Annotated in this window: 23 protein-coding genes and 2 pseudogenes; 14 read left to right on the top strand and 11 right to left on the bottom strand. The window is 60.3% G+C overall.

Features of this window, described 5'->3' with window-relative positions; all coding sequences use genetic code 11:
* Window positions 1-126: 126 nt before the first annotated feature.
* Window positions 127-1,119, bottom strand: a complete 993-nt coding sequence (locus tag HUS57_RS13565; RefSeq protein ID WP_173934436.1) for an adenosine kinase — start codon at window positions 1,117-1,119, stop codon at window positions 127-129.
* Between the two features lie 154 nt (window positions 1,120-1,273).
* Between HUS57_RS13565 and HUS57_RS13560 the strand changes: the two genes are divergently transcribed.
* Window positions 1,274-2,017 (top strand): sulfate transporter family protein, encoded by a 744-nt coding sequence (locus HUS57_RS13560; protein WP_173934435.1) that lies wholly within the window; start codon window positions 1,274-1,276, stop codon window positions 2,015-2,017.
* Here HUS57_RS13560 and HUS57_RS13555 read toward each other — a convergent pair whose 3' ends face one another.
* The 7 genes and pseudogenes from HUS57_RS13555 to cpaB form a co-directional block, all read right to left on the bottom strand.
* Window positions 2,018-3,013: a type II secretion system F family protein gene (locus HUS57_RS13555; RefSeq protein ID WP_173934434.1), complete on the bottom strand. Its 996-nt coding sequence runs from the start codon at window positions 3,011-3,013 to the stop codon at window positions 2,018-2,020.
* 6 nt (window positions 3,014-3,019) lie between these two features.
* Window positions 3,020-4,033: a type II secretion system F family protein gene (locus tag HUS57_RS13550; protein WP_173935197.1), complete on the bottom strand. Its 1,014-nt coding sequence runs from the start codon at window positions 4,031-4,033 to the stop codon at window positions 3,020-3,022.
* A pseudogene (locus HUS57_RS13545) lies at window positions 4,033-5,489 on the bottom strand (CpaF family protein). Before HUS57_RS13545 ends, HUS57_RS13550 begins: the two are co-directional and overlap by 1 nt.
* Window positions 5,490-5,585: 96 nt before the next feature.
* Window positions 5,586-6,866, bottom strand: coding sequence for a CpaE family protein (locus HUS57_RS13540; protein ID WP_173934433.1), 1,281 nt, complete (start codon window positions 6,864-6,866; stop codon window positions 5,586-5,588).
* A gap of 15 nt (window positions 6,867-6,881) precedes the next feature.
* On the bottom strand, window positions 6,882-7,562 hold the full coding sequence (locus HUS57_RS13535) for a CpaD family pilus assembly protein (protein WP_173934432.1): 681 nt from the start codon (window positions 7,560-7,562) through the stop codon (window positions 6,882-6,884).
* 10 nt (window positions 7,563-7,572) lie between these two features.
* Entirely contained in the window at window positions 7,573-9,081 is a 1,509-nt protein-coding gene (locus HUS57_RS13530; RefSeq protein ID WP_246727875.1) for a type II and III secretion system protein family protein, read from the bottom strand.
* A gap of 29 nt (window positions 9,082-9,110) precedes the next feature.
* Window positions 9,111-9,926 (bottom strand): Flp pilus assembly protein CpaB, encoded by an 816-nt coding sequence (gene cpaB, locus HUS57_RS13525; RefSeq protein ID WP_173934430.1) that lies wholly within the window; start codon window positions 9,924-9,926, stop codon window positions 9,111-9,113.
* A 550-nt stretch (window positions 9,927-10,476) separates the two neighbouring features.
* On the opposite strand from cpaB, the gene HUS57_RS13520 reads away from it, so the two are divergent.
* Window positions 10,477-10,773, top strand: coding sequence for a hypothetical protein (locus HUS57_RS13520; RefSeq protein WP_173934429.1), 297 nt, complete (start codon window positions 10,477-10,479; stop codon window positions 10,771-10,773).
* Here the strand turns inward: HUS57_RS13520 and HUS57_RS13515 are convergent.
* On the bottom strand, window positions 10,766-11,680 hold the full coding sequence (locus tag HUS57_RS13515) for a LysR family transcriptional regulator (RefSeq protein ID WP_173934428.1): 915 nt from the start codon (window positions 11,678-11,680) through the stop codon (window positions 10,766-10,768). The two genes, HUS57_RS13520 and HUS57_RS13515, sit on opposite strands and share 8 nt — an antisense overlap.
* A 304-nt stretch (window positions 11,681-11,984) precedes the next feature.
* On the opposite strand from HUS57_RS13515, the gene HUS57_RS13510 reads away from it, so the two are divergent.
* The 12 genes and pseudogenes from HUS57_RS13510 to HUS57_RS13455 all read left to right on the top strand — a co-directional run bounded on the left by HUS57_RS13510 (window position 11,985) and on the right by HUS57_RS13455 (window position 22,784).
* A complete protein-coding gene (locus HUS57_RS13510) occupies window positions 11,985-12,692 on the top strand; it encodes an aldolase/citrate lyase family protein (protein ID WP_173934427.1) in 708 nt (235 codons plus the stop codon).
* Entirely contained in the window at window positions 12,689-13,570 is an 882-nt protein-coding gene (locus tag HUS57_RS13505) for a polysaccharide deacetylase family protein (RefSeq protein ID WP_210256080.1), read from the top strand. Before HUS57_RS13510 ends, HUS57_RS13505 begins: the two co-directional genes overlap by 4 nt.
* Before the next feature lie 60 nt (window positions 13,571-13,630).
* Window positions 13,631-14,491 carry a branched-chain amino acid ABC transporter permease gene (locus tag HUS57_RS13500; RefSeq protein ID WP_173934426.1) on the top strand — a complete coding sequence of 287 codons (861 nt, stop codon included), beginning with the start codon at window positions 13,631-13,633 and terminating at the stop codon, window positions 14,489-14,491.
* On the top strand, window positions 14,491-15,483 hold the full coding sequence (locus tag HUS57_RS13495) for a branched-chain amino acid ABC transporter permease (RefSeq protein ID WP_173934425.1): 993 nt from the start codon (window positions 14,491-14,493) through the stop codon (window positions 15,481-15,483). The genes HUS57_RS13500 and HUS57_RS13495 overlap by 1 nt, the downstream gene beginning before the upstream one ends.
* A 52-nt stretch (window positions 15,484-15,535) precedes the next feature.
* Complete coding sequence (locus HUS57_RS13490; protein WP_173934424.1) at window positions 15,536-16,777, top strand: ABC transporter substrate-binding protein; 1,242 nt, start codon at window positions 15,536-15,538, stop codon at window positions 16,775-16,777.
* A gap of 81 nt (window positions 16,778-16,858) precedes the next feature.
* Window positions 16,859-17,614: an ABC transporter ATP-binding protein gene (locus HUS57_RS13485; protein ID WP_210256079.1), complete on the top strand. Its 756-nt coding sequence runs from the start codon at window positions 16,859-16,861 to the stop codon at window positions 17,612-17,614.
* A gap of 1 nt (window position 17,615) precedes the next feature.
* Window positions 17,616-18,311 (top strand): ABC transporter ATP-binding protein, encoded by a 696-nt coding sequence (locus HUS57_RS13480; RefSeq protein ID WP_210256078.1) that lies wholly within the window; start codon window positions 17,616-17,618, stop codon window positions 18,309-18,311.
* Window positions 18,312-18,346: 35 nt separating this feature from the next.
* Entirely contained in the window at window positions 18,347-18,532 is a 186-nt protein-coding gene (locus HUS57_RS13475; protein ID WP_173934422.1) for a hypothetical protein, read from the top strand.
* Window positions 18,529-19,947, top strand: coding sequence for an amidase (locus HUS57_RS13470; protein WP_173934421.1), 1,419 nt, complete (start codon window positions 18,529-18,531; stop codon window positions 19,945-19,947). The genes HUS57_RS13475 and HUS57_RS13470 overlap by 4 nt, the downstream gene beginning before the upstream one ends.
* Window positions 19,948-20,517: 570 nt before the next feature.
* Window positions 20,518-21,162 (top strand): glutathione S-transferase family protein, encoded by a 645-nt coding sequence (locus HUS57_RS13465; RefSeq protein WP_173934420.1) that lies wholly within the window; start codon window positions 20,518-20,520, stop codon window positions 21,160-21,162.
* Between the two features lie 134 nt (window positions 21,163-21,296).
* A pseudogene (locus HUS57_RS13460) lies at window positions 21,297-21,476 on the top strand (IS21 family transposase); the annotation flags it as partial.
* A 396-nt stretch (window positions 21,477-21,872) separates the two neighbouring features.
* The gene (locus tag HUS57_RS13455; protein ID WP_173934418.1) at window positions 21,873-22,784 is read left to right on the top strand and encodes an alpha/beta fold hydrolase; all 912 of its coding nucleotides are present in this window, start codon (window positions 21,873-21,875) and stop codon (window positions 22,782-22,784) included.
* Between the two features lie 28 nt (window positions 22,785-22,812).
* Here HUS57_RS13455 and HUS57_RS13450 read toward each other — a convergent pair whose 3' ends face one another.
* Window positions 22,813-23,646, bottom strand: coding sequence for a dipeptide ABC transporter ATP-binding protein (locus HUS57_RS13450; RefSeq protein WP_173934417.1), 834 nt, complete (start codon window positions 23,644-23,646; stop codon window positions 22,813-22,815).
* Window positions 23,643-24,497, bottom strand: coding sequence for an ABC transporter ATP-binding protein (locus HUS57_RS13445; RefSeq protein WP_173934416.1), 855 nt, complete (start codon window positions 24,495-24,497; stop codon window positions 23,643-23,645). Before HUS57_RS13445 ends, HUS57_RS13450 begins: the two co-directional genes overlap by 4 nt.
* Window positions 24,498-24,500 lie beyond the last annotated feature (3 nt).

Genomic DNA, 24,500 nt, shown 5'->3' with positions numbered 1-24,500 from the left:
GTTGAACCGCAAGAAGGCTCTTGCCAATCTCCGACATGACGTGAAGCACTGGACGTACCCAAGACTGCTTTATCCGGCAGTTTGAAGACGAACCTGAACGGCTTGCGGACTGGTCACGCCTGGATGCTAGATAAGCCCCGCCTGCTGGCCGGCGTGCTTCAGGCTTGTCTGCAAGCGCGGGCCGACCTGCTGGATGACTAGCCCGGCCGCGAGCGAGCCAAGCCGGCCGCAATCAGCCAGGCTGAGCCCCTTGGTGTAGCCGAAGAGAAACCCTGCCGCGTAAAGATCACCGGCGCCGGTCGTATCGACCACCGTGTCGACTCTTTCGGGATCGACAGCGATGGTCTCATCCCCACGGATGACGATGGAGCCGCGTTCCGAGCGCGTGACGACACCGAACTTGCAATCGCCTCTAAGCGCGGCAAGGGCAGTCTCTAAGGAAGACGTCTGGTACAGCGAAATGAGTTCATGCTCATTGGCGAAAACGAAGTCGACCGTGCCGGAGCGCATCAGTTCCAGGAACTCCTCGCGATAGCGGTCTACGCAGAAAGGATCGGAAAGCGTCATCGACACCTCGCGTCCCGCTGCATGTGCGATTGCCGCTGTTTTCCGGATTGCTTCCTTGGCGAGGGGCGGATCCCACAGATAACCTTCGAAATAGGTAATCCTGGAAGCGCGGACCTTTTCCTCTTCCACGTCTTCCGGCCCGAGCTCCATGCAAGCCCCGAGATAGGTGTTCATGGAGCGCTCGCCATCCGGCGTGACGAAGATCATGGAACGTGCCGTGGGAGGGTTTCCGTCGAGAGCCGTCGTATCGAAAGCAACGCCTTGCGCCCGGATGTCATGCCTGTAGATCGTGCCGAGCTGGTCGTTCGAGACTTTTCCGAAGAAGGCGGCCCTAGCGCCGAAACTTGCAACCCCGGCGGCGGTGTTGCCCGCACTTCCGCCGGAGGTCTCGATGGCGGGGCCCATGCGCTGATGGAGAAGTTCTGAGCGGTCGACATCAATCAGGTTCATCGCGCCCTTGATGATACCGTTCTCGACAAGAAACGCGTCATCGCAGCGCGAGATGATGTCGACGATGGCATTGCCAATGCACAGAACGTCGTAATCGCTCATGAATATCTCCGCGTTGGAACCTTAAGCGTCCGAGCCCGCCGGGGGTTTAACGCCTTCCACCGGTTTTGCAAATACGAAGGATGCGCTCGCTTGCGTGTATGCAGCCTTGTGCATATCTGGCAAAAGAGGCCTATTGCCAGGAGAGGGGTCCGTTATGATCTTCGATGCTGCGCGCGCCGCTGCCAGGCAGCTTTTCTCGCCGCCTTTCCGCTCTGCCCTATACAAGTCACTGGGCCTGACGCTCCTTATCCTCGCAGGCTTGTGGGTGGCCCTTAAGGAACTATTCGAAGCATTCGCGCTGCCCTGGCTCGAGGCGCTGATGCCGGGCCTGCCGGCCTGGGCTGGCTGGCTCGGGCTTCTTGCCGCCATTGTCGCCGGGATCGGGCTCGCCTTGGCCCTTGCCCTGCTTATCGCGCCGGTGACGGCGATTGTTGCCGGCATCTTTCTCGACGATGTTGCCGAAGCGGTGGAAAGGCAAAGCTACCCGCAGGATCCGCCAGGGGTTGCCGTGCCACTTTTGCGCGGCATTGTCCTGTCGCTGAAATTTTTCGGCGTGGTCGTGCTCGGCAATATGGTGGCGCTACTCCTGCTTCTCGTGCCCGGGGTAAATCTTATCGCCTTCTTCGTGGTGAACGCTTATCTGCTCAGCCGCGAATTCTTTGAATTTGCTGCAATGCGCTTTCGCACCGAGGCCGAGGCGAAGGCCCTGCGCCGCCGTCATTCGGCCACGGTGTTCCTTGCCGGTTTCGTAATCTCTGCCTTCCTGTCTGTCCCGCTGCTCAATCTGCTGACACCGCTTTTTGCGGCGGCGATGATGGTGCATCTGTACAAGATGATCTCTGCGCGTGAGGAGAGGCGCGATCGCATCGCCGCTGCCGCTGCCACTGGCGACGTCTAGCTAATTCATGACGCCATTCTGGGTGAGCTGAATTCCGGCAGGACCGAGAATGACCGCAAAGAGGACCGGAAGGAAGAAAAGGATCATCGGTACGGTCAGCTTCGGCGGCAGGGCCGCCGCCTTCTTCTCCGCCTCGTTCATGCGCTGATCGCGGCTTTCATTGGCAAGCACCCGCAGCGCCTGACCGACGGGCGTACCGTAACGTTCGGCCTGAATGAGAGCCTGGGTAACGCTCTTGACCGCCTCCACGCCCGTGCGGCTAGCAAGGTTCTCATACGCTTGCCGTCGCTCCTGAAGGAACGAGAGTTCGGCCGTCGTCAGAACGAATTCCTCCGCCAACGCAATGGATTGTGTGCCAATCTCATCTGCAACCCGGCGGAAAGCGGCCTCCACGGAGATGCCGGACTCCACACATATCAAGAGAAGATCCAGTGCGTCCGGCCACGCGTTCTGTATCGATTGCTTGCGCCGAGTTGCCTTGTTGGAAACGTAAAGTACCGGCGCATAGAAGCCGGCATAGGCGGCCAGTATGCAGATGAAGAGGCGGATGACGAGAGGCTGCCCGGGAAGTGCGTCGAGAACGAAGACATAGAAGGCGCCTAACGCCAACCCTGCGAAGGGCAGAACGAGACGGAAGAAGAGGAACTTCGTCAACGGGCGATCGCCGCGGAAGCCAGCGTTTCTGAGCTTGGACGCCGTCGCCTCGTCGGCGAGCGCCCGACGCAGATCCAGCCGGTCGACAATGCTTCGGATGTGCGCTGCGTCGTCCTGGCGCAGGCCCGTGCGGCGGCGCCGGTCGGCTTCAGCGGCAAGGCGCGCGCGCTGCTTTGCTCTCAATTCGTCCCGCTCCAGCGCAACAGCTTTCATTCGCGCTCTCAGCGTGTCTCCGCCGCCTATGGGAATGATGGTGAAAATGGTGGCAAAGACCGCGATCGACACGAGAAGCGCGATGAGAAAGCCGGGATCGGTAAGCGTATCGACGACATTCCCGGCCATTTCGCGCTACACCTCGAAATTGATCATCTGACGCATCATGAAGATGCCGATCGACATCCAGATAGCGGAGACGCCGAGGATGAGATGGCCGACGCTTGTAGTAAAAAGCGGCATGATATAGCCGGGCGTAGTGAGGAAAACCAGAAAGGCCACGACTACCGGAAGGGCCCCGATAATGGCTGCGGATGCTTTAGCTTCCATAGAAAGAGCCTGCACCTTCGCCTTCATCTTCTTGCGCTCGCGCAGAACGCGGGAGAGGTTGCCTAGCGCTTCGGAAAGGTTTCCGCCCGCCTGGCTCTGAATCTGGATGACGATGCCGAAGAAGTTGGCTTCCGCGCAGGGCATGGTCTCGGCCATGCGCAGGGCAGCGTCGGCCATGGGAAGGCCAACATGCTGAGCCTCGACCAGGCGGCGGAACTCAGTGCGTACCGGCTCATTGGATTCACTAGCAATCATGCGGACCGCGTCGTTGAGCGGCAGCCCTGATTTCACGGCGCGCACGATGATGTCCAACGCGTTGGGAAACTCTTCCAGAAACGCCTTTATCCGCCGCTTGCGCAGGAAGGCGACGAACCAGCGGGGCACGCCGAAGGTGCCGGCCAACAGCGCCCCAAGCGCTGCAAGGAGCGGCGCTCCTGCGAGCAATGCGAATAGGGCCAGGGACAGGCCGCAAACTCCTGAATAGACATAAAACCGGCGCATGCTCATCTCGACGCCGGCCTGGCGAAGCTGCACCTTCAGCGGCGGCCGGTGAATATAGCGGTCGCGGTCCTTCTGCTTGGCATCCAGATCATTCAAGGATTCCTGGATCGACTTGCGCCGCTTCGCCGCCTCGGCCGCCCTGTCGCGAGCGTCGCGTGCAAGGTTCCGGTCGGTTTCGGCGTTGCGGATCGTCTCCAGCCGTCGCTCCGCCTTCTTCTCTTCCGCCAGCGAGTTGAACAGCAGCGCATAGGCGACCGCCCCGGCGCTTGCAGCCGCCAGCACTATGAAGCCAAGAAGCGTCAGGTCCATGCCAAACATCAATCCGACTTTTTCTCCATCGCATCCAGCACCGAGGCCAACCTTGCCTCCTCGCCGTAATAGCGCGCGCGCTCCCAGAAGGCGGGCCGCCCGATTCCGGTGGAGACATGCCGGCCAAGGATGTGCCCACTTGTATCTTCCCCCCGTATGTCGAAGAGCATCAGATCCTGCGTGATAATCACGTCGCCCTCCATTCCTACCACCTCCGTGATGTGCGTGATGCGGCGCGAGCCATCGCGCAGGCGGGCGGCCTGGATGATGACGTCCACGGAGCCGACGATGATTTCGCGCACCGTGCGCGGCGGGAGCTGGAACCCGCCCATTGCCATCATCGATTCAATTCGGTTGAGGCACTCGCGCGGGCTGTTGGAATGGATCGTTCCCATGGAACCGTCATGGCCGGTATTCATGGCCTGTAGCAGGTCGAAGACTTCAGGGCCGCGCACCTCGCCGACAATGATGCGTTCCGGCCTCATGCGCAGGCAGTTGCGCACGAGATCACGCATCGTCACCTCGCCTTCCCCTTCCAGATTGGGAGGGCGCGTCTCCAGGCGGACGACATGGGGCTGCTGTAGTTGCAGCTCCGCGGAATCCTCACAGGTGATGATGCGCTCGTCTGCGTCGATGAACCTGGTCAGGCAATTGAGGAGGGTGGTCTTGCCGGAACCAGTACCTCCCGAGATGAGAATGTTGCAGCGTACCCGGCCGATGATCTTGAGAAGCTCTGCGCCTTCCGGCGAGATGGCGCCGAATCGAACAAGCTGATCCAGCGTCAGCTTGTCCTTCCGGAACTTCCGGATAGTGAGGGAGGGACCATCAATGGCCAGCGGCGGCGCGATCACGTTAACGCGCGAGCCGTCCGGCAGACGCGCGTCGCAGATCGGGCTCGACTCGTCGACCCTGCGGCCCACCTGGCTGACGATGCGCTGGCAGATGTTGAGAAGCTGCTGGTTGTCGCGGAAGCGAACATTGGTCTGCTCGACCTTGCCTTGCACCTCGATATAGACGTTGCGCGCCCCGTTCACCATGATGTCAGCGATCTCGTCGCGGGCAAGAAGCGGCTCCAAGGGGCCGTAGCCGAGAACGTCATTGCAGATATCGTCGAGCAGTTCCTCCTGCTCGGCAATAGACATCGCGAAGTTCTTGATGGCGATGATGTCATTGACGATGTCACGGATTTCTTCGCGCGCGCTGTCGGCATCGAGCCTTGCAAGCTGCGATAGGTCAATCGTGTCGATCAAAGCGGAGAAGACCTGACTCTTTGTGTCGTAATAGTCTTCGGTGTGCTCGCGGACACCATGCGAGAATGCTGCTCGCGCGGTACGCTCCGGCGAAGCGGCTCGGCGCGGTGTATCCGGCGCCGGCGGAAAGGGCGCCGAGGTGTATCCGGCGCCGGCGGAAAGGGCGCCGAAGGCAGATCCGCCTGGGCCGGCGCCGGGCGATCCGGCGGGAGCAGCGCTTCGTCATTATCGCGGGACGAAGCGACCGGTGCAGCGGGCCTCTGCAATCCACCTCCTGTCGGGCCGGCGTTTCTCCTGCCGAACATGGCCGTCTACTTCCTCCTGCCCAGACGGCCGAAAAGCGCACCGAGGCCGATCTTCTTTTTCTGCCTGATCTCGCGGCGGCCGGTCAGCACATGCGCCATGTCGTTGATCGCCTGGACGATGGGGTGGTTGGCGTCCGTTTCGCCGAGCATGCGGCCGCTATTGGCGGCTTTGCCGAAAAGCTGCGGTTCGAAGGGGATGACTGCAAGGGGCACGAGCCCCAGCGCATCGGCGAAATCATCCACGCCGATCTCGGGCCGCTTCGGGACGTTCGTCTGGTTGATGATCAACCGGGGAGGATCGTCATTCGGCCTGAGCTTGCGCAGCGTATCGATCAGATTCTTCGCATTGCGCAAATTGGCGAGTTCCGGCGTGACGGTGAGCACGATATCATCTGCCCGCGCGAGCGTGGTCTTGGTCCAGCTCGTCCACAAATGCGGCACGTCGAGCACTACCACCGGCGCGGTGCGCTGCGCAGTATCGATGATATGAACAAACGCTTCCGCATCGAAATCATAGACGCGGTCGAGCGTCGAGGGCGCGGCCAGCAGAGAGAGGCCTTCGGCACATTGCGCAAGAAGCCGGTCAAGATAGACCTCGTCAAGGCGCTCCGGTGCAAAGACCGCCTCGGCGATGCCCTGCGGAGGGTCCTGATCGAAATTGATATTTGCGGTGCCGAAGGGCAGGTCGAGGTCGACAACCATCACCTCGCTCTCGAACAGTTTTGACATGGCCCACCCGGCGTTGTGCGCGAGTGTGGAAGAACCGACCCCCCCCTTCCCCCCGACGAAGGCCAGCGCTTTGCCTATAGGGCCGGCGCTAGGATCGGTGAAGATGCCGGCGATCACGCCAACAATATCCGGCATGGAGACCGGTGCCACCACATATTCGGATATGCCCGTGCGGATAAGCTCACGATAGAGCCAGACGTCGTTGTAATGGCCAATCACCACGACCTTCGTACCGGCGTCGCAGACCTCGGCCAGTTGATTGAGCGAATCAATCAGTTCCCCAGGCTCGGTACGCGATTCCAGGATAATGAGATTTGGCGTGGCGGCGGACTGATAATATTCGATAGCCGCCGAAATTCCGCCCATGTGCATCTTCACATGCGTCTTGGCCATGCGCCGGTCCGCGCCAGCCTTCTCGATCGCTTCGGCCACGGGGGCCGTCTCGCAGAACACCTGAATAGAAATGCGAGGCAAAGGGCGTAATGACTGGAGAGCTGCGCTTGCGCTTTCCTCTTTCCAGTTGAAGGTATGCTCAGTCTTATAAGCCAGATTGGTCATGGAGCGCCTGCAGTACTAGTCATAGAAGACTTCGCTATTTTCCCAGAACGATTCGGAAATCCTGCGGTTCTTGTAATCGTTGATGGCGTGGCCCCTGTTCTCCGCGTCGATGGTCGTCATCTTGCGCGGCCCGAGTAAATCCATCGGATTGGCGACCTGGGCGGCGAGATTGTTCTGATAGGCGCAGCCGAAATTGGCGTAGTGGCGGTTCTCATAGTTCTCCGTAAGATCGGCCGGCCATCGGCCGCATGGCCCGACCGTCGCCTTCAGGCGCGAAAAGGTCAGCCTTATCGGTGCAACATCTGCCGGAGAAGCCTGGTAAGCGAGGATCTGGACGTAGCCCTGGGGCACGCCGTGCTTTCTGAGGGAAGTTGCCATCTCGCGGGAGACGCTCGCCGCTGCGGGTGAATTGGCTGCGCCGTCCGGCACGAGAATAGTGACGACGGATTTGCCGCTTTCGCCATAATTGTCCATGAAGCCGGCGATCGCAGCCTCCTGCTGCCCGCTGAGGCGATAGGAAAGGATTCCGACCGGAATATCCAGCACCTCCTCCCCCTCCGTCAGTACGATCGGATGGTTGGTCCGGTAATCGTCCGGAACAGCGCCGACAATGACCGAGTCTCGGTGGGTGCAGCCTGCAAGAACGCCTGCCACTGCCACAACCGCTGCCATCCATTTCATCCGTGGTGTGGTCATGGCCGTTCCGTCACTTGTAGATATAGCCCACGACGCCGTGATAGCGTCCGTTTGGCAGATCGGTCTTCATTGCTCCGAAGACGCGGTTAACGCGTCCCAGGAACACGCCGGCGCCGTCGCTGGGAGGGTTGAAGTTGTCGTCGGGCTTTGCAAGGGCAGTGCGCGCGACAGGGCGCGCCAGATAGGGTGTGACGATGATGACAAGTTCCGTCTCGTTCCGCTCGAAGGAACGGCTGCGGAACAATGTGCCCAGTACGGGGATCCTGGAGATGCCGGGCACGCTGTTGATGACCTGCCTGACATCGTCCCTGACAAGCCCCGCAATCATCATCGAACCGCCGGAGGGAAGCTCCACCGTCGTGTCAGCCAACCGCTTGCGAATGGAAATCACGTTCATGCCGGGCGGATTCCGCCTGCCGCTCGAAAGAGAAATCGATCCGTCGGCCGTAGGCTCAGAGACCTGGGTCCTGATCTTCAGGCTGATGCGGCCAGGCGACAGAACCACCGGCTGGAATTCGAGCCCTATGCCGTAATCGATCTGCTCGATCTCGTAGGTGATCGAATTGCTGTCTTCGTCCACCTTCTGATTGCGGGCGATATTGAACTCGCCGCCAACGCGGAAGGTCGCCTTCTCCCCCGAGACCGCCGTAAGGGTCGGCTCTGCAAGGGTCTTCATCACCCCGGCTTGCTCCATGGCATTAAGAAAAGCATCCAGCGTCGAACCCGTGACACCGACGCCGGAATTGGCGAGCGGCGTTCCAAGCCCGGCAAAGTTGTCGACAATCGCGCCCCACCTTATTCCGTCCACGCTGCCGGAGCCGATCATGTTCACGCCGAGCTGCTTCATTACAGACCGGCTGACTTCGGCGACTGTGACCTTTAGCGTTACCTGATCCTCACCGACGATCTGGAGCATGTTGACGACGCGGCTTACCCGACGTTCCGCATCGGGATTGTTGATGGCGACGCCGCCACCATCGGTAGGGGCTGCCGCGGTCTGCGAATATTGTCCCGTCGTCGCTTCGCCGCCTGTGACGAAGATTGTCGCAAGCTGTGCGGCGCGGGAAGCGTCGAGAGGGGTCTCCACAGTGCCCGTCAGCACAACATTGTCGTTTATGAGTTCAACCTGGATGTTCGAGTTGGGAATGAATCGCTTCAGGTGTTCTTCAAGGCCGGCAACATCGCGCTCCACCTCCACATCGAGACTGGCAATCTGCTCGCCATTGGAGCCAAAGACGAAAATGTTGGTCTGGCCCACCTGCTTGCCAAACAGATAGATGCGGCGGGCCGTGCGGGTAATGGCATCCGCAACCGCCGGGTTTGCGACGAGTATGTCATAGGCGTCGTGGGGCAGGTCGATCACGAGTGACTTGTTGAGCCCCAGCTTTATGCGTTGCAGCCCGGCGCCACGCGCTTGGATGATGCCCTCTGCATGAGCGGCCTTTGCCAGCATGGGAATGCCTGCCGGAGCGGCCAAGGCAAGAAGGCTCGCCCATGCAATCATAAAGGCGCTTGCCATTCTTCCTCTGCGAAGGTCCGGCCTTGTGTTCATCTACGCGTCCCCACAATCGTGACCTCGCCTGAACGTATAAGGCGTATGCTGTTGCCGCGTCCGGAACCGGTGACGAGATATGATCCCTGATTCACGGGCTCTTCGCTGACATCGGCAATCGACCGCAAGGAAAGCGTCAGCCGGTCGGCCATTTGCTGAGCTGCAGTAATGACTTCAGCCTGCTCCGGGGTTAGCTCCAGTGTAGCTGTCTCTCCGACTTTTACCCGGCGGCCTTCCTCGTCCTCATGGATCGTCTGGTCAATCGCAAGAACACGGATGTTCTCCAGGATCGTCTCGGTGATGTAGCCGCTGGGAGTGGATGCAGTGTCGGAGCGGCGCGTGATAATGACATCCACATAGTCTCCCGGCAGGATGAAGCCGCCTGCGGAAGTGGCAGCCGCAATGTGCGTTGCCACGGCACGCTTTCCCGGAGGAAGGATCGCCGACATCAGGCTCTGTCCTTCACCGATCAGTTTCGAGCGCTTGAGGGGCTCTCCCGCATAAAGTGACACTTTGGCGGCCGCGTTCTTCAACTCCTCGATCGCATCAGGCTCTTGTTCACGGGTGATAAAGGTGCTGTTGACGGAACCCGCAGGCCAAGCCTGCCACCCTGTTGCATTTCCCACGGGTTCGCCCAGCGGCACATCGCGCGTTACGATAAGCACCTCCGCCAGTTCCATGGCGGGTTCGGCAGGCTGGGCTTCAATGATTACCTGCTGCGGCTCTGCAGCGACGAGGTTCTTGGCCATATAGCCGGCGCCGATAGCGGCGGCGACCGCAACGCCCAGAATAATGATGCGGGATTTGTTCATCCGTGCGCCCCCTCGCATGCGGTTGCACCGCAAACTGGAGCGACAATGATCAGGGAAACGTCAAATTAAGGTTAATAAAACCGATATGGGCATTGTTAAGCAAAGGTTGGGCCGCGAAACGCTAAGAAACAGTGCGCCGCGATAAAGCAAAATTTATACAAATTTTACCCTGTTGCCGAAGACCCGCCGTCATCGAGCCCCCTAACGGAACGTCCTTCCCCCGGTAACGTTTTTCCCGTTGAAGAGATGAGAGTTGAAACACGAGACATGAAATGCCGCGAAAAAACGACAGAGCGGCGGCGGCGCCGGGAATGGCGCGGCTTTTAAGCCGGCAGATACGTCGTGCGGAGAACATTCGCTTTCTCCGCCGATTGCCAGCTTTCGAGCTTCGACGGGAAATCCCGGAACAGTGGCTTGAACTGCTTGGTAAGCTGCAGGAGGCTGAAGGCTCTTCAAGCGCCCCAGATACATTACGGCACTGACCTGCGCCCTGCACAGCGCTGCCTATGAAGGCGAGCCGGAATAAAGGACACTGCTCGACCGGATTGACGTGCTCAAGGAGACCCTCGGCGAAGCGCCCAGAGTGAGGGTCGCCAAGCTCGCCAGGATGGACACGATCGCGGCGCCCAAGATCATAGCCTCAGGCTTCGGCAACATCGGCTTCGAAATGATCGCCGGTCCGCTGTTTCAGTCGCCGGAAGAAGTGGCCGACCCTGCGGCTAGATCGAAGGTGCCTGTGGCGGGCATCTCCTCGCTCGCCGCCGACCACAAGACGCTCGACCCGCAGTTGCTGGAGACGCTGAAGGCGCAGGATTGTGGGTGTCTGAGATTGGCGCGCGTCATCTGAAGACCGCGCCACCCTCCATCCCACCGATCCTGTTGCAGATAGCGGCAACGAGCCGCTGAGTTGCCGCCGAGGGCTCGATCTCAGCGTGCAGGCATATCTGGATGCGTGCCAACTCCAGCTCCCGGCTCGCCACGGGCACGTGGACCAGGGAACCCATGCTGATCTCGTGCTCGATGGCGAAGGCGGGGAGAAGAGCAATCCCCATGCCGTAAAGCGCGAACTGCCGGGTCATCTCGATGGAATTCGTCGCCATGCGCAGTTTCAATTCAAGACGCTGCGGTTTGAGTGCGTTCTCGACTAGATGACGGACGCCGAACGAACGGTCGGGCATCCCGAGTGGCTCATCCAGAAGCTCTTCCAAGGTGACCTGCGAACGGCGGGCGAAGGGATGGTCGGGGGCCATGATCGCATAGACGGGCTGTCGGAGCTCGGCGACGCAGCGAACATTGCTGCGTGGGTAGGGCTGGAAGGCAATGCCAATATCCGCCCGGTCATCGCCGACGGCCTGCATGACCTCATCGGTGCTGCACACCTGAATCTCGTAGGTGAGGTTGTGATAGCGCTGGCTAAAACTCTTCAGGAACGAGGGCAGAAAGCCGGAAAGTGCGCCTTCCACCGTCGCGATCGCGATATGCCCCACCTCCAGCCGCTTGAATGCGTCGAACTGGGAACGCAATCGATCCCATTCGCGATCCCGTTTGCGCGCAAACTGGTTCAGCAATGCACCGGCATCGGTGAGCTTGATCCCTTTGGAGTGACGGACGAGAAGTTCCGTGCCGAGATCGTGCTCGAGGCGCGCGATCATCCGGCTGATCGAGGACGGGGAAACGTGCATCGCGTCCGCCGCCTTGCGGATCGACCCAAGTCTGACGACCTCGATGAAATACGCGAACGCAATCTCGTTCATTGGCCTTCCCCCGTCGATCCCGAACCGCAATAGCATCAACCGCGGCAGGCCGACAGGGCCGAAGATCGCGATCATACGGCAGGACAGCTGGAATACGTACGCGGCTACCGGTGTTGCGTTTCGCGCAACGCGGTGTGCGACTGATGCTTCTTCTTTCCGGGCGAGGTGCATCCTACCATCCCTTCGAGTGGGGGCGTAGAATGTCTCAGGGGGAATCCATCACTGGACATGGGCGTCGCAAGACAGGCGCTGCTGCACGGTGCGCACTCTCTAGCACGTCCGGCGAGGCAAGGGGACTTCGCGCATGACGATGGTGCGCCGCATCAAGGACAAGCTTGCCAGTGGTCAGCCAGTTCTGGTGGTCAATCCGGGTGGCGCGGCCTTTCCAGTCATTGACCCGATCGCCAGCGCCGGGGCCGATTGCCTGTTCATAGACTGCGAGCGAACGCCGGTCTCGGTGGAGAGCGTTCATATCATGGCCCGGATGGCACATGCGGCTGGGCTGTGCGCGGTCGTGCGCGTGCCGACGCCCGATCCCGCGCTGCTCATCCGATACATCGATTGCCGGGTCGATGGCATCGTGCTGCCGCAGGTGGAATCCGCAGCGGAATGCCGGCAACTCGTAGAGGTTGCGCGCGATGCCAGCAACGGACGCGAGGGCGACCTCCTTCTCATCCCCCAGATCGAGACGATCGAAGGGCACGCGCGACTGGAAGAGATCGCCACGTCTCCGGGTATCGACCTCGTGCTGATCGGGCCGAATGACCTCGCTTTGTCGATGGGACATCCCGGCAACCCCCGGCATCCGGACGTGCTGGACGCGGTCGAGGACATCATGGTGCGCTTGCGCAGGGCCGGCTGCGCATTCGGGCTTCCCGTCGATGAAGACAGCGCCGCCCTGTACGTCGAGAAGGGGGCGGGATTCCTGTACCTGAACCTGCATGCCCTGCTGAAATCGTCCCTGTCGAGGCTGTCCGGCATTATCCGAGATTTCAATGGAGAAAATGAATGAGCATGCTGCCCCGTGATCGCGCACCCTACAGCGCAATCATCGACCGCCCTGCACTCAAGCTGCCGGATGGCGCACGGGTGGTGATCTGGAGCATCGTGAACCTGGAAGTCTGGGATATCGCGCGCCCAATGGCGAGGCAGGTGATCCCCGCGCCGACGGGCCAGGCCCTTCTCCCGGACGTTCCGAACTGGAGCTGGCACGAATACGGCATGCGCGTCGGCGTCTGGCGCTTCTTCGATCTGTACCGTCGTCTCGGTATCAAGCCGACCCTCTCGATCAACGCCCGCGTCTGCGAGGACTATGAGCGGGTCGCGCAGGAAGCACTGAAGGCAGGCTGGGAGTTCATGGGCCATGCTTATGAACAGGGCCCGATCCACAAGATCGAAAACCAGCGCGAAATGATCCATCGCACGATGGACATTCTCGAAAAATTCACCGGCCAGCGTCCAAAGGGCTGGCTCGGGCCTGGGCTGACCCAAACGCTGGAGACGCCGGACCTGCTCGCTGAGGCGGGTGTGAAATACATTGGCGACTGGGTCTGGGACGATGAGCCTTGTGAGATCGCGACGGAAAACGGGCCGCTGGTCACGCTGCCCTATACCGTCGAGCATAACGATATCCCGATGATGGCTGTCGCCAACCATGAATCAGGCTACTGGCTGGATCGCTTCAAGGACAGCCTGGACCGGCTTCACGAGGAGGGCGCGAACCGCGCCAAGATTCTTGCCGTCGCCGTTCATCCGTACATCTCGGGCCAGCCGCACCGGATCAAGTATCTCGAGGCTGTCTACGAATATGCCGCAAGCCTCACGGGCGTCGTGTTCTGGAACGGAGAACAGATCCTGGACTGGTACGAGGCAGCGCGGTCGGATGGATAGCCTGTTCGCCCCGGGGAATAACCGCCGTCCGCGCCGACACGTCAGCGGAGTTGGAAGCAGATGAACGGGCTGAGCTTGCTCCAGATCCTGAACGGGCTCACATTTGCCGCGCTCCTCTTCATCGTGGCCTCCGGCTTCACGCTGATCTTCGGCCTGCTGCGCATCGTGAACCTCGCGCACGGTGCCCTGTACCTGGCGGGCGGGTACGTCGGCTATTCCGCCGCAACAACGACCGGCAGCTTCCTCATCGGCACAATGGCCGCGATGGGCGCGGTCGCGCTGATCGGTCTCGTGATCGAACGCGGCCTTCTCCGGTTCGTTGGCGACAACGAGATGCGCCAGGTGCTCCTGACGCTGGGTGTCACCTTCCTGCTCAACGACATGCTGCTGGTGCTATATGGCGGCGACACCTTCACCGTCCCTGTGCCGGAGTTGCTGCGGGGTGCGCTGAACTGGTCCGGCTTCTTCTACCCAAAATACCGGCTCTTCGTGCTTGGCCTGGGCATCGCCGTCTTCATTCTGCTCTGGCTGCTGCTCAACCGCACGCGCCTCGGGGCGCTGATCCGCGCCGGAGTGGATGATGCGGAAACGATTGCCGCTCTCGGCGTCAACATCCGTCGCATCTTTCTGTTCACGTTCCTCCTTGGCGCGGCGCTGGCCGGGCTCGGCGGTGTCATCGGTGGTGCGTTCCTGACACTTTATCCAAGCGCCGACGCGGAAATCCTCGTGTTCTCCCTGGCCGTCGTGATCATCGGCGGTCGCGGAAGCCTTCTCGGGGCGGCGGTGGGTGCTATCGCTGTCGGCATGCTCAATACCATAGGGCAGGTGATGTTTCCGGAGCTCGCCTACTTCGTGATTTTCGGACCGATGGCGCTCTTGCTCGCCTTTAGACCCCTGGGCCTGTTTGGAAGGTCAGTTTGATGACGGCTAGCTTATCATCCGATTCAGCGGCTGCAGCGGGCGATCTCAGCACGAGCCGCGTAGGCAAGGCTGCAACGGTCAGTGTCCTGCTCGGCGCGCTGGTGCTGGCCGCGCTTCCGATGGTGCTACCGAACTACCAGGTCAGCGTTCTGACCGAGGTGCTGATCTTCGCGGTGCTTGCAATGTCGATCGACATGCTCGCCGGCTACGCGGGTCGCACATCCCTGTGCCACGGGGCCATCTTCGGCACCGCTACATACATGACCATCTGGCTGGCGCAGGATGGCAGCTCGATAGCAGTGGCCATGATCGCGGGGGTGCTGATGGCAACGATGCTGGCTGCCGTGTTCGGGATGCTAGCGATCCGAACCTCCGGGGTCTACTTCCTGCTGCTGACCTTGGCACTTGGTATGGTGGTGTGGGGAATCTGCCTTCGCTGGACCTCCGTCACCGGCGGCGAGAACGGGCTTCGGGGACCGGGCCGGCCTGAGTTCCTGAATGATCACGTATCGTTCTACTACGTTGTGTTCGTATGTGTCGCGCTCATCACCTTGGCGATGTGGCGTATCGTTCGTTCGCCCTTCGGGCTGACGATGCGGGGGATCCGCGACAGCGAAAGCCGGATGCAGGCCCTAGGATACAATGTGCCTCTGCATATGTTTGCCGCCTTCACGATCTCCGGCTTTTTCGCAGGCATGGCCGGGGCACTGTACGCGGTGTTCAACAACTTCGTGAGCCCATCTGCGGTGGCGCTGGTCCTGTCGGTGGAGGGTCTGCTGATGACAATCGTCGGCGGCGTCGGAACCTTGTTCGGCGGTTTCATCGGGGCCGCTGCAATCATCGCCCTTGAAAACGTTGTCAGCCTCTACACGGAGCGCTGGCAGAGCGTGCTCGGTGCGGTCTTCATCATCATCATGATCTTCGCTCCTGACGGAGTGCTGGGTCGATTGAAGGACGGCTTTGGCAAATGGACCAGCCGTAGTTCCCGGTGACGATTGCCGGGGCTAAGTCAAGGGGGAAACAAATAAAATGAGGAGTAACACCATGGACCGCAGAACATTCCTATTTGCAGGCGGCTCGTTGGCAGCGAGCATCCCTTTGTCGGGGTCGTGGATGGCGCGGGCGCAGGGCGAGCCAATCCGGATCGGCCTGATGGCTCCGCTGACAGGCGTGGTTGCATCCGGCGGCCGCGAGATGGTCGACGGCTTCCAGATGTACTTCGCCGAAAAAGGCGGGCTGATTGCCGGCCGGCCTGTGGAGATCATTGTCGAGGACGATGGCGCCAATCCTGACATCGCGTTGCAGAAGGCCCGCCGACTGGTCGAGCAGGCAAAGGTTCATCTCCTTTTCGGCAACCTGCTGGCCAACACCGGCCTCGCGGTCGCCAACTATGTGGAGTCGACCGGAACGCCGTATTTCATTCCCATCATTGCCGCCGATGACCTCACGCAGCGCCACCGGATTTCCAACGTCATCCGCGTGGCGGGCTATTCCGCGAGCCATTTCCCGCGGCCGCTGGCCGACTGGGCGCTGGCTCAGGGATGGCGGAAGGCCGCCACGATCAGCCAGGACTACACCTTCGGTCATGAGCAGTGTGGTGGCTTCTCCCAGGTGTTCCGCGCCGGCGGTGGCGAGGTGATCGGGCAGTTCTGGCACCCGCTCAATACGTCCGATTTCAGCTCGTATCTCGGTCAACTGGCGGGGCTCGGCGTCGACGTGATCTTCGCCATGGAGACGGGTGCCGACGCGACGCGCTTCATGCAGCAGTACCGTGATTTCGGACTGAAGGGGAACATCCCGCTGATCGGCGCAATGAACATGACCGATCAGTCGGTCATCCGCACGATGGGCGACGAGGTGGAAGGAATCGTCTCGGCGGCGCATTTCGCAGAAGGTTCGACCGTTCCTGCAACTCAGGAATTCGTTGCCCGATACGAAGCGGCCTACAAGAACCTCCCTTCGCTGTATGGCTTTGCGATGTATTCTGGGGCCATGTGGATCGACGAGGCGTTGAAGTCCATCGATGGCGACATCAGCGACACGGGGGCATTCCTAGCCGCAGTTTCCAAGACGGAACTGACGGGCTCGCCGCTCGGTACGGCAGTGAAGCTCGACGACTACGGCAACCCGATCTACGACGTTGTCATCCGATCGCTTCGAAAGCGTCCCGACGGTAGGTTTTGGAACGAGCCGATTGCCGAGTATCCGGCGGTATCCCAGTTCTGGACGTACGATCCCGAGGAATATCTTCGCCAGCCGGCGTTCTCGCGAGACTATCAGGGCTAAGCTCGGGCACTCGCACCATGCATAACTGGTCGGCCTTCGGGCCGGCCGCAACCTACTCCCTGCAAGCAAGGTCGGGATGCCGTGCAAGACTATTTTCGGCTAGAGAATGTTACCGTTCAGTTTGGCGCGCTGGTAGCGGTCGACGCGGTCAGCATGGCTATCAGGAGTGGCGAGCGTCGGGCGATCATAGGTCCCAACGGAGCAGGGAAGACCACCTTGTTCAATGCGATGACTGGCGTGGTTCGCCCAACGCAGGGGCGCGTGCTGTTCGACGGCAACGACATCTCCCGCGCGCCAGTTCACAAACGTAGCGCGATGGGGATCAGCCGAACCTTTCAGATCACGAACCTGTTTCCTCGGCTGAGCGTTGCGGAAAACGTCCTCCTGGCGATGCTCGGTCACACACCGCGCAAATTCGCACTGGCCACGTTGCCGACCCTGAACCCAGACGAGGCGGAGCGCGGTGCCGCCGCTCTTGAGATGACCGGCCTCGGAAACCGGCGCCACTCGGTGGTAACTGAGCTGTCCTATGGCGAGCAGCGCCAGCTGGAACTCGCAATGGCGCTTGCGACGCAACCTCGAATTCTCCTCCTGGACGAGCCGGCTGCTGGGCTGTCGCCGCGCGAGCGCGTCATCGTCTCCGACATCATACGTGCGCTGCCGCGTGACCTCACGCTGATACTGATTGAGCACGACATGGATATCGTCATGAACCTTGTCGACTACATAACGGTGCTGAACAACGGCAAACTGCTCGTGGAGGCATCACCCGAAAAGATCAAAAACAACACGGACGTTCAGGATGTCTATTTAGGACGGGGCGGCCAGGATGCTTGAGGTGAGCGAGGTCAACAGCTTTTATGGCGAGGCGCACGTTCTGAACGATCTGAGCCTTTCCGTGGGAAAAGGCGAAATCGTCGCGTTGCTCGGCCGCAACGGCATGGGCAAGACCACGCTCATACGGTCGATCATGGGCGTTAAACCACCAAGCCGTGTTATCGGTAGCATTAAGTGGAACGGCGAGGAACTGATTGGATTGCCGTCCTTCGAGGTCGCAAGAAAAGGTATCGGGTACGTCCCACAGGGACGGCGCCTGTTTCCTTCTCTTACAGTTACGGAGCATCTCACTGTCCTCAAGCCGGCTCATGAGAAGACCGGATGGACCTTTGAAAAGGCTTTCGATTTCTTCCCGCGTCTCGCAGAGCGTCGGCAGAACCGTGGTGACCAGCTCTCCGGCGGCGAGCGACAGATGCTCGCTATAGCGCGCACTCTGATGACGGACCCTAACATAATCCTCATGGACGAACCTTCCGAAGGCCTTGCGCCGGTGATGGTTCGCCACCTCGAGAAGATCATGGCAGAGCTTAGGGGGGAAGGCCTCGGCATTCTTCTGGTCGAGCAGAATCTCTACAGCGCGCTAGACGTGTCGGACCGGCTCTATGTCCTCGAGACGGGGCGAGTGGTGCATTCGGATGTTACCGCCAACGTCGCCGCAAACCTCGACAGTCTCACCCAGTACCTCGGCGTACATTAGGGCCGCAAATCAAGTCCGATCAGGGGAAGTGCAGTATGGAAACCGACCGCCGTATTCGCACCCATGGGGTGCCGTTAGATGACGCTGAGCATCTGCAACTCGCAGAGCTCGCCGAGAAGCAGGGGGCGACGGTGGATCGTGCAGCCCAGCGTCGTCTCACCATCGATGCCGGTGTTCTCGCCGGCGCGGACCTTCTTCAACTAACGGAGAAGGTGAAGTGACTGCATCTTGCACGCTCGATATGCTCGACATGGTGCAGGGGGTTCGCAATGGCGACTTCACTGCTGAGGCTCTTGCGCGAGAGGCACTCGACAGGCTGGCCACCCTGGGCCAGCGCTATAATGCGATCATAGAGTTGCAGCCGGACGCCGCGTTGGAGGCCGCTCGCTCGATCGACCTTGCCAGAGCCCGGGGCGAGGAGTTGGGGCTGCTGGCCGGTGCTCCCCTTGCGCACAAGGACCTTCTCTATCGCGCCGGACGCCGCTGCACCGGCGGCTCGATCATCCGCAAGAATTTCGTTCCTGACACGACTGCCACGGCGCTTGAAAGACTGGATCAGAGCGGTGCGCTCGATCTGGGAACGCTGCACCTTGCCGAGTTTGCATTTTCACCAACCGGGTACAACCGACATTACGGACACGGACGCAGCCCGTGGAACACTGAATATGGGTCCGGAGGCTCGTCTTCAGGATCCGGCGCGGCAGTCGCTGCCCGGCTGGTGCCGGTGGCTCTGGGGTCGGATACAGGTGGCTCCTTGCGACACCCCTCCGCAATGAGCGGAGTGGTCGGCCTGCGTCCGACAATAGGCCTGGTTCCTAGGTATGGCTCGATGCCGGCTGCACCGAGCCTGGATGTTATAGGGCCGCTCGCCAGATCGGTGCGAGACGTAGCAAGAGTGATGCGAGTGATCGCCGGTTTCGACCCGCGAGACCCTGCCAGCGTGAATCTGAGCCTTCCCGTTTTCGAGGAACATCTTGGCAAGGATCTCCGCGGCATCAGCATCGCCGTTCCCACCGGCTACTACCGGGACCATACCGACGCCGAAGTCCAGCGCCTGATGGACGAGAGTCTTGCCGTGCTGAAAGAAGCGGGAGCGGTAATCGTTGAGACCACTCCGCCGGATATGGACCTTATCAATTCATTGATGACGGTGGTGATGACGGCGGAGGCTGCGAGCCTGCATCGGCAATGGCTGTCTGAGCGAGGGCAAGACTACGGCGCTCAAGTCCGCAGCCGCATAATCCCTGGCTATCAGGTCTCTGCAGTCCGATACCTCGATGCTCTCCGCATGCGGGCCGGGATCATCCGCGAATGGATTGAAACCGCGATGCGTCACGCGGACATGGTTCATATTCCCACGTTGCCAGTACCTGTGCCATCCATCTCGGCAACGACCGAGTTGCCCCCTGAAGAAGTGGCTGAGGTCATCGGCCTGATTACCACCTACACCCGCGGTATTGCTTATCTTGGATTGCCGGCACTCTCGATTCCATGCGGGTTCACAAGTAACGGCATGCCTGCCGCGTTCCAACTTGTCGGGCGCCCATTTGCCGAACCGGTTCTGTTTCGCGCCGGCGACGCCTATCAGCGCGTCACCGATTTCCACAAGCTAATGCCTCCGGGCTGTGATGCTTAAGCCGTTATTCGTCTCGGTCAATGACGCTATCCCGATGTGAGGGCGCAAAGCCGCCAAGGCAGAGCTTGCCTGCAAACTCTTCCTATCCCGAACTTCGCGGCGTCATCGTCGGACCGAATGGGGGCGGCGAGATCTGTCTTGCCATCGAGAGGGAGGGGATGACGTAGATATCGGCAGAACCATTCACCCGCACAACACGGCGGGCGAGACCATCGGTATGGCGGCTGAAGTGGTCTTTGCGTATGTACCGACCTGCCTCCTTCAGAGGCTCCATTGGCGACGTTGTGAATAGCCTCGCATTTTGCAGACGCCCTCGGCTTACATTTCTGCTGTCGTTCGGGTCAACGGGCGACAGCAACCCGTTCCTGACGTGCGCAGGCTTCAGGTTGTAGAACATTCCGATGTAGTCGAAGATTCAAGGAGGTTGCAAAATTTCGAACTGCCGGCGCGAATTTCGAACTGCCCCCAACCGCCGAAACCGACATCGACATCAGCGGAGGCTGCAATGCGGTGGCAACAAATAGATCTTAATCTGCAGAAGAACAGAAGCGCTTGAGAGGAGAATGGTAGATGATAACGCTATGGGGCCGCGCAACTTCAGCCAATGTGCAGATCGCCGCATGGGCCTTGGCCGAGCTCGGCCTGGATTTCGAACGTAGGGATGTCGGCGGTAAATTTGGCGGCACCAGCACGCCTGAATACGGCACCTTGAACCCCAACCGGCTGGTGCCGACCTTGCAGGACGGTGATCTTACGATGTGGGAAAGCGCCGCGATCCTCCGATATCTCGGGGCGAGGTACGGCGCCGAATCGTTCTGGCCCGCTGATCCGGCAAAGCGCGCTGCGCTCGATAAATGGGCGGAATGGTCGAAGACCAGCTTTCAGCCGACCTTCCTCGCCGGCGTGTTCTTGCCGCTTTTTGCGACGCCTCAGGCTAAGCGTGACATGGCCGCGGTCGCGAATTCCGTCGCCCGCCTGAAGTCGCTCACGGGCATAATCAACTCCCGCCTGTCCGACGGCCCGTATCTCAGCGGTGAATCGATATGCTTCGCGGACGTGATTATCGGCGTGCCCCTCTACCGCTATTTCACGCTCGCAGGCTTCGAACGTGCTGAGGCGCCGAACCTTGAAGCCTATTATCAACGGTTGACCGAACGCCCCGCCTATGTGAAGCATGTGATGGTCTCCTATGAAAGCCTGAGGGCTGTCGGATAAGATCCCGACACAAGACCAAATGCGCTCACCCCGAAGGTGGCCCACGTCAAGCCCCTCCTGGAATGGTTTGCATTATAGCGGAATGGTTTTGCGTTGGTCATATCCAGGGTTCTTGAATTAGTTTGAGTGTGTATAGGCGTGCAAAATTGACCCCGTAGGCGGGGTAATCGGCGTCCGACGGCCAGATGGTGGTAATCCTCAAGGCCGTTCTCGACGACGGGACCGCGGCGGTCGACGCCGCATGCGCGGAAGCGCTCGAGCAGAACGTCTGCTCGTCGGCTGTGATCCTCAACATCCTGGCCCGCCGGCGCGAGCTGCCCCCACAGTGACCATCCTCACCCCGGACGCGCGCTGTCCGCCTGGGCTTTCAAGCAGTGCGCAACGCTACGGCCCGCGAGCGGATCATCGATTTCGAGGCACCACGTATGGCGTAGGGGCAACTGAACTTACTGGCACTTCGTCATTAGTGTCAGTTAAACCAGCCGAAAGGTTCTTCGAGCCATGACATCAGCCTCCATTCGCGACTAACGAATGATTTCTCGTCCGAGAACGCCGATTTTGTCACGCGGTCCGGAAGCACCCCCGGTCGGACCGGAAGCTTGACAGCCGCAGCCATCACATTTTGTTGAATGCAGATAAGTTACGTTACTATATTATGAGCAAATTAGTGGGTTGCGGCTTTGCCGTTGTGGGCAGGGAAGATCACTTTGATGGAAAATGCTGTCATTTCGCCCCGCCGGAACAGCCGCCGACGCATGGGCGCAATTGGCGCCGCCTTACTTATTCTGACCGGATTGATCGCAATCCAGACCGTTCCGGAATTCATCCTTTTCCGTGAGCGACTCGTGCTGAACATTCTGGAACTGGAAAGCAGTATCGATCTGAGGCCGATTGATCTTTCAACCCATGACGGCCTGACGCTTCGCTCCTGGTATCATGCACCGGCACCCGGCAAGCCTGTCATCGTCTACTTCCCTGGGCGCATGGGAGACCTCATCCGCAAACCGGCCCATCTTTTTGAGCTGGCTGAGGAGGGATACGGGTTGATGCTCGCGGGATATCGCGGGTTCGGCGGAAACCCCGGCCGTCCGAGCGAGCAGATGCTTTATCGAGATGCGGCAACGCTCCTGTCCGCCGTGACAGCCGAAGGGTTGGCGCCGGATGGAATCGTGCTCTACGGCTATTCGATGGGCACTGGTATAGCCAGCTATGTTGCGACGCAGGCGCGGCCGCGCGCGCTTATTTTGGAAGCACCATTCACGTCGTTTCCCGCTGCCGTCCGCAAGCAGGCACCCTCCGTTCCTATCTGGCTCGTCCGCAGCCGGTTCGATACCGTGTCGCGCATCAGCAGCATCGATGTGCCGATCCTGCTCTTGGCTGGCGAGGAGGACCGGATTACCCCGCCGGACTTTGCCAAGGCTCTTGCCGCCATGAACGAAGGTTTTTCCAAACTCGAGGTCTTCCCCGGAGCTAACCACGTGAACATGATTCGACACGGCGCTCTGGATACGATTTCCGGCTTTCTCATCAACCTTGCCGGCGCCGCGGAACCAGAGCAAGCGGAGGAAGTGGCGGAGAGGGAGCTGACGCCGGGGCTCATTCCGGCGGTTCTGGAAGAGTGATCCAGAAACCGGCCTAGAGGGTAGGACCTCAGGCCGCGGCGCGCCGCCTGGCAATCCGCTTGCGGATGCTTCCGACATCGGCACGCGGCGTGGCGGCAAAAAGCGTCTTCGTGTAGTCGTGCTTCGGGTTGGAGAATACCTCGTCCCGTGTGCCGTACTCCACTGCCTCGCCAAAATACATGACCATCACATCGTCGGCGATGTAACGCACAACCGACAGGTCATGGCTTATGAAAACGTAAGTGAGTCCGAACTCATCCTGCAAATCGGCCAGCAGGTTCAAAACCTGCGCCTGCACGGAAAGGTCGAGTGCCGAGACCGGCTCGTCAAGCACGAGAAGTCTCGGATTGAGCATCAGCGCACGCGCAATGGCGATGCGCTGGCGCTGACCGCCGGAAAACATATGCGGATAACGGTTGAAGTGCTCCGGACCAAGTCCGACCTTCAAAAGCATCTGAAGAGCGCGATCACGCCGCTCGCTTGCTGACAGTTTCGAGTTTATGACCAACGGCTCCATCAGCACGTCGCCAATCTTCTGCCGCGGGTTTAGAGAGCCATAGGGATTTTGAAAGACGATCTGGACCTTCCGTCGCTGTTCCGGGGTCAGTGCCTTCTTGCTTATGTCGATCTTCTCACCATCGATAAACAGATCGCCTGCCGTAGGCGCATCTATCATGGTGATCATCCTGGCCAGTGTAGATTTACCGCAACCCGATTCCCCCACGATTGCCAGAGTCTTGCCACGCTTGACCTTCAGGCTCACTCCCTTGACAGCGTGTACCACGCGCTTCTGGCGGAAGAGACCGCCGCTGATCTCATAATCGCGCGCGATATTGCGCGTTTCCACGACAATCTCGCTCATGATTGGGCTCTCGTGTAAGGTGCGTCGTCGAGCGCAAAATCCGCAACCGTGGGGAGACGGTCGCCCACCGCATTCTCCGGCAGGGCAGACAGGAGCGCCTTGGTGTACCGATGCTTCGGCGACTCGAAAAGCGAAAGCACGTCGGCTTCCTCCATCTTGCGGCCCTTGTATTGAACCACTACGCGGTCGGCGGTTTCGGCGACAACGCCCATGTCATGGGTGATCAGAATCATGCCCATCCCGGTCTCGGTCTGCAACTCAAGAAGCAGATCGAGAATCTGCTTCTGGATCGTCACGTCGAGCGCGGTGGTCGGCTCATCGGCGATTAGCAGTTTCGGGTTACAGGCGAGCGCTATGGCGATCATCACACGCTGGCATTGGCCGCCAGACATCTGGTGGGGGAAAGATCGCAGCCGTGACTCAGGTTCTTTTATTCCTACCGCCCGCAGAAGCTCAAGCATACGTCTTCGCCGCGCGCTCCGGTCAAGATCCGTGTGTTGACGCAGCGTCTCTTCAATCTGAAAACCGACGGTGAAGCACGGATTGAGGCTTGCCACCGGCTCCTGGAAGATCATGGCGATATCCTTGCCGATGATCTTACGACGCTCTGAGGCGGTCAGGTTGAGCATGTCGCGGCCCTCGAACGCGATCCGGTCGGCTGTGACCGTCGCCGTCCAGGGCAGCAAGCCCATCACTGCAAGCATGGACACGGACTTGCCCGAGCCGGACTCACCAACGATCGCCAGCACCTCCCCCTCGTCGAGCGAGAGCGAGATGCCGTCGACAGCGCGCAGCCTGCCGCCAGCGGTATCGAATTCGACTGTAAGATTCTCGATTTCGAGCAGCGCCATCGC

The organism is Chelativorans sp. Marseille-P2723, from assembly GCF_902809845.1.
Lineage (GTDB): Bacteria > Pseudomonadota > Alphaproteobacteria > Rhizobiales > Rhizobiaceae > Chelativorans.
This window is presented reverse-complemented; position numbering and strand designations above follow the sequence as displayed.

What these genes read in the sequence shown, in the direction of transcription:
- HUS57_RS13565 (WP_173934436.1), bottom strand. Translation starts at nt 1,119, where the DNA reads ATGAGCGATTACGACGTTCTGTGCATTGGCAATGCCATCGTCGACATC.
- HUS57_RS13560 (WP_173934435.1), top strand. Translation starts at nt 1,274, where the DNA reads ATGATCTTCGATGCTGCGCGCGCCGCTGCCAGGCAGCTTTTCTCGCCG.
- HUS57_RS13555 (WP_173934434.1), bottom strand. Translation starts at nt 3,013, where the DNA reads ATGGCCGGGAATGTCGTCGATACGCTTACCGATCCCGGCTTTCTCATC.
- HUS57_RS13550 (WP_173935197.1), bottom strand. Translation starts at nt 4,033, where the DNA reads ATGTTTGGCATGGACCTGACGCTTCTTGGCTTCATAGTGCTGGCGGCT.
- HUS57_RS13540 (WP_173934433.1), bottom strand. Translation starts at nt 6,866, where the DNA reads ATGACCAATCTGGCTTATAAGACTGAGCATACCTTCAACTGGAAAGAG.
- HUS57_RS13535 (WP_173934432.1), bottom strand. Translation starts at nt 7,562, where the DNA reads ATGACCACACCACGGATGAAATGGATGGCAGCGGTTGTGGCAGTGGCA.
- HUS57_RS13530 (WP_246727875.1), bottom strand. Translation starts at nt 9,081, where the DNA reads ATGGCAAGCGCCTTTATGATTGCATGGGCGAGCCTTCTTGCCTTGGCC.
- cpaB (WP_173934430.1), bottom strand. Translation starts at nt 9,926, where the DNA reads ATGAACAAATCCCGCATCATTATTCTGGGCGTTGCGGTCGCCGCCGCT.
- HUS57_RS13515 (WP_173934428.1), bottom strand. Translation starts at nt 11,680, where the DNA reads ATGAACGAGATTGCGTTCGCGTATTTCATCGAGGTCGTCAGACTTGGG.
- HUS57_RS13510 (WP_173934427.1), top strand. Translation starts at nt 11,985, where the DNA reads ATGACGATGGTGCGCCGCATCAAGGACAAGCTTGCCAGTGGTCAGCCA.
- HUS57_RS13505 (WP_210256080.1), top strand. Translation starts at nt 12,689, where the DNA reads ATGAGCATGCTGCCCCGTGATCGCGCACCCTACAGCGCAATCATCGAC.
- HUS57_RS13500 (WP_173934426.1), top strand. Translation starts at nt 13,631, where the DNA reads ATGAACGGGCTGAGCTTGCTCCAGATCCTGAACGGGCTCACATTTGCC.
- HUS57_RS13495 (WP_173934425.1), top strand. Translation starts at nt 14,491, where the DNA reads ATGACGGCTAGCTTATCATCCGATTCAGCGGCTGCAGCGGGCGATCTC.
- HUS57_RS13490 (WP_173934424.1), top strand. Translation starts at nt 15,536, where the DNA reads ATGGACCGCAGAACATTCCTATTTGCAGGCGGCTCGTTGGCAGCGAGC.
- HUS57_RS13475 (WP_173934422.1), top strand. Translation starts at nt 18,347, where the DNA reads ATGGAAACCGACCGCCGTATTCGCACCCATGGGGTGCCGTTAGATGAC.
- HUS57_RS13465 (WP_173934420.1), top strand. Translation starts at nt 20,518, where the DNA reads ATGATAACGCTATGGGGCCGCGCAACTTCAGCCAATGTGCAGATCGCC.
- HUS57_RS13455 (WP_173934418.1), top strand. Translation starts at nt 21,873, where the DNA reads ATGGAAAATGCTGTCATTTCGCCCCGCCGGAACAGCCGCCGACGCATG.
- HUS57_RS13450 (WP_173934417.1), bottom strand. Translation starts at nt 23,646, where the DNA reads ATGAGCGAGATTGTCGTGGAAACGCGCAATATCGCGCGCGATTATGAG.
- HUS57_RS13445 (WP_173934416.1), bottom strand. Translation starts at nt 24,497, where the DNA reads ATGGCGCTGCTCGAAATCGAGAATCTTACAGTCGAATTCGATACCGCT.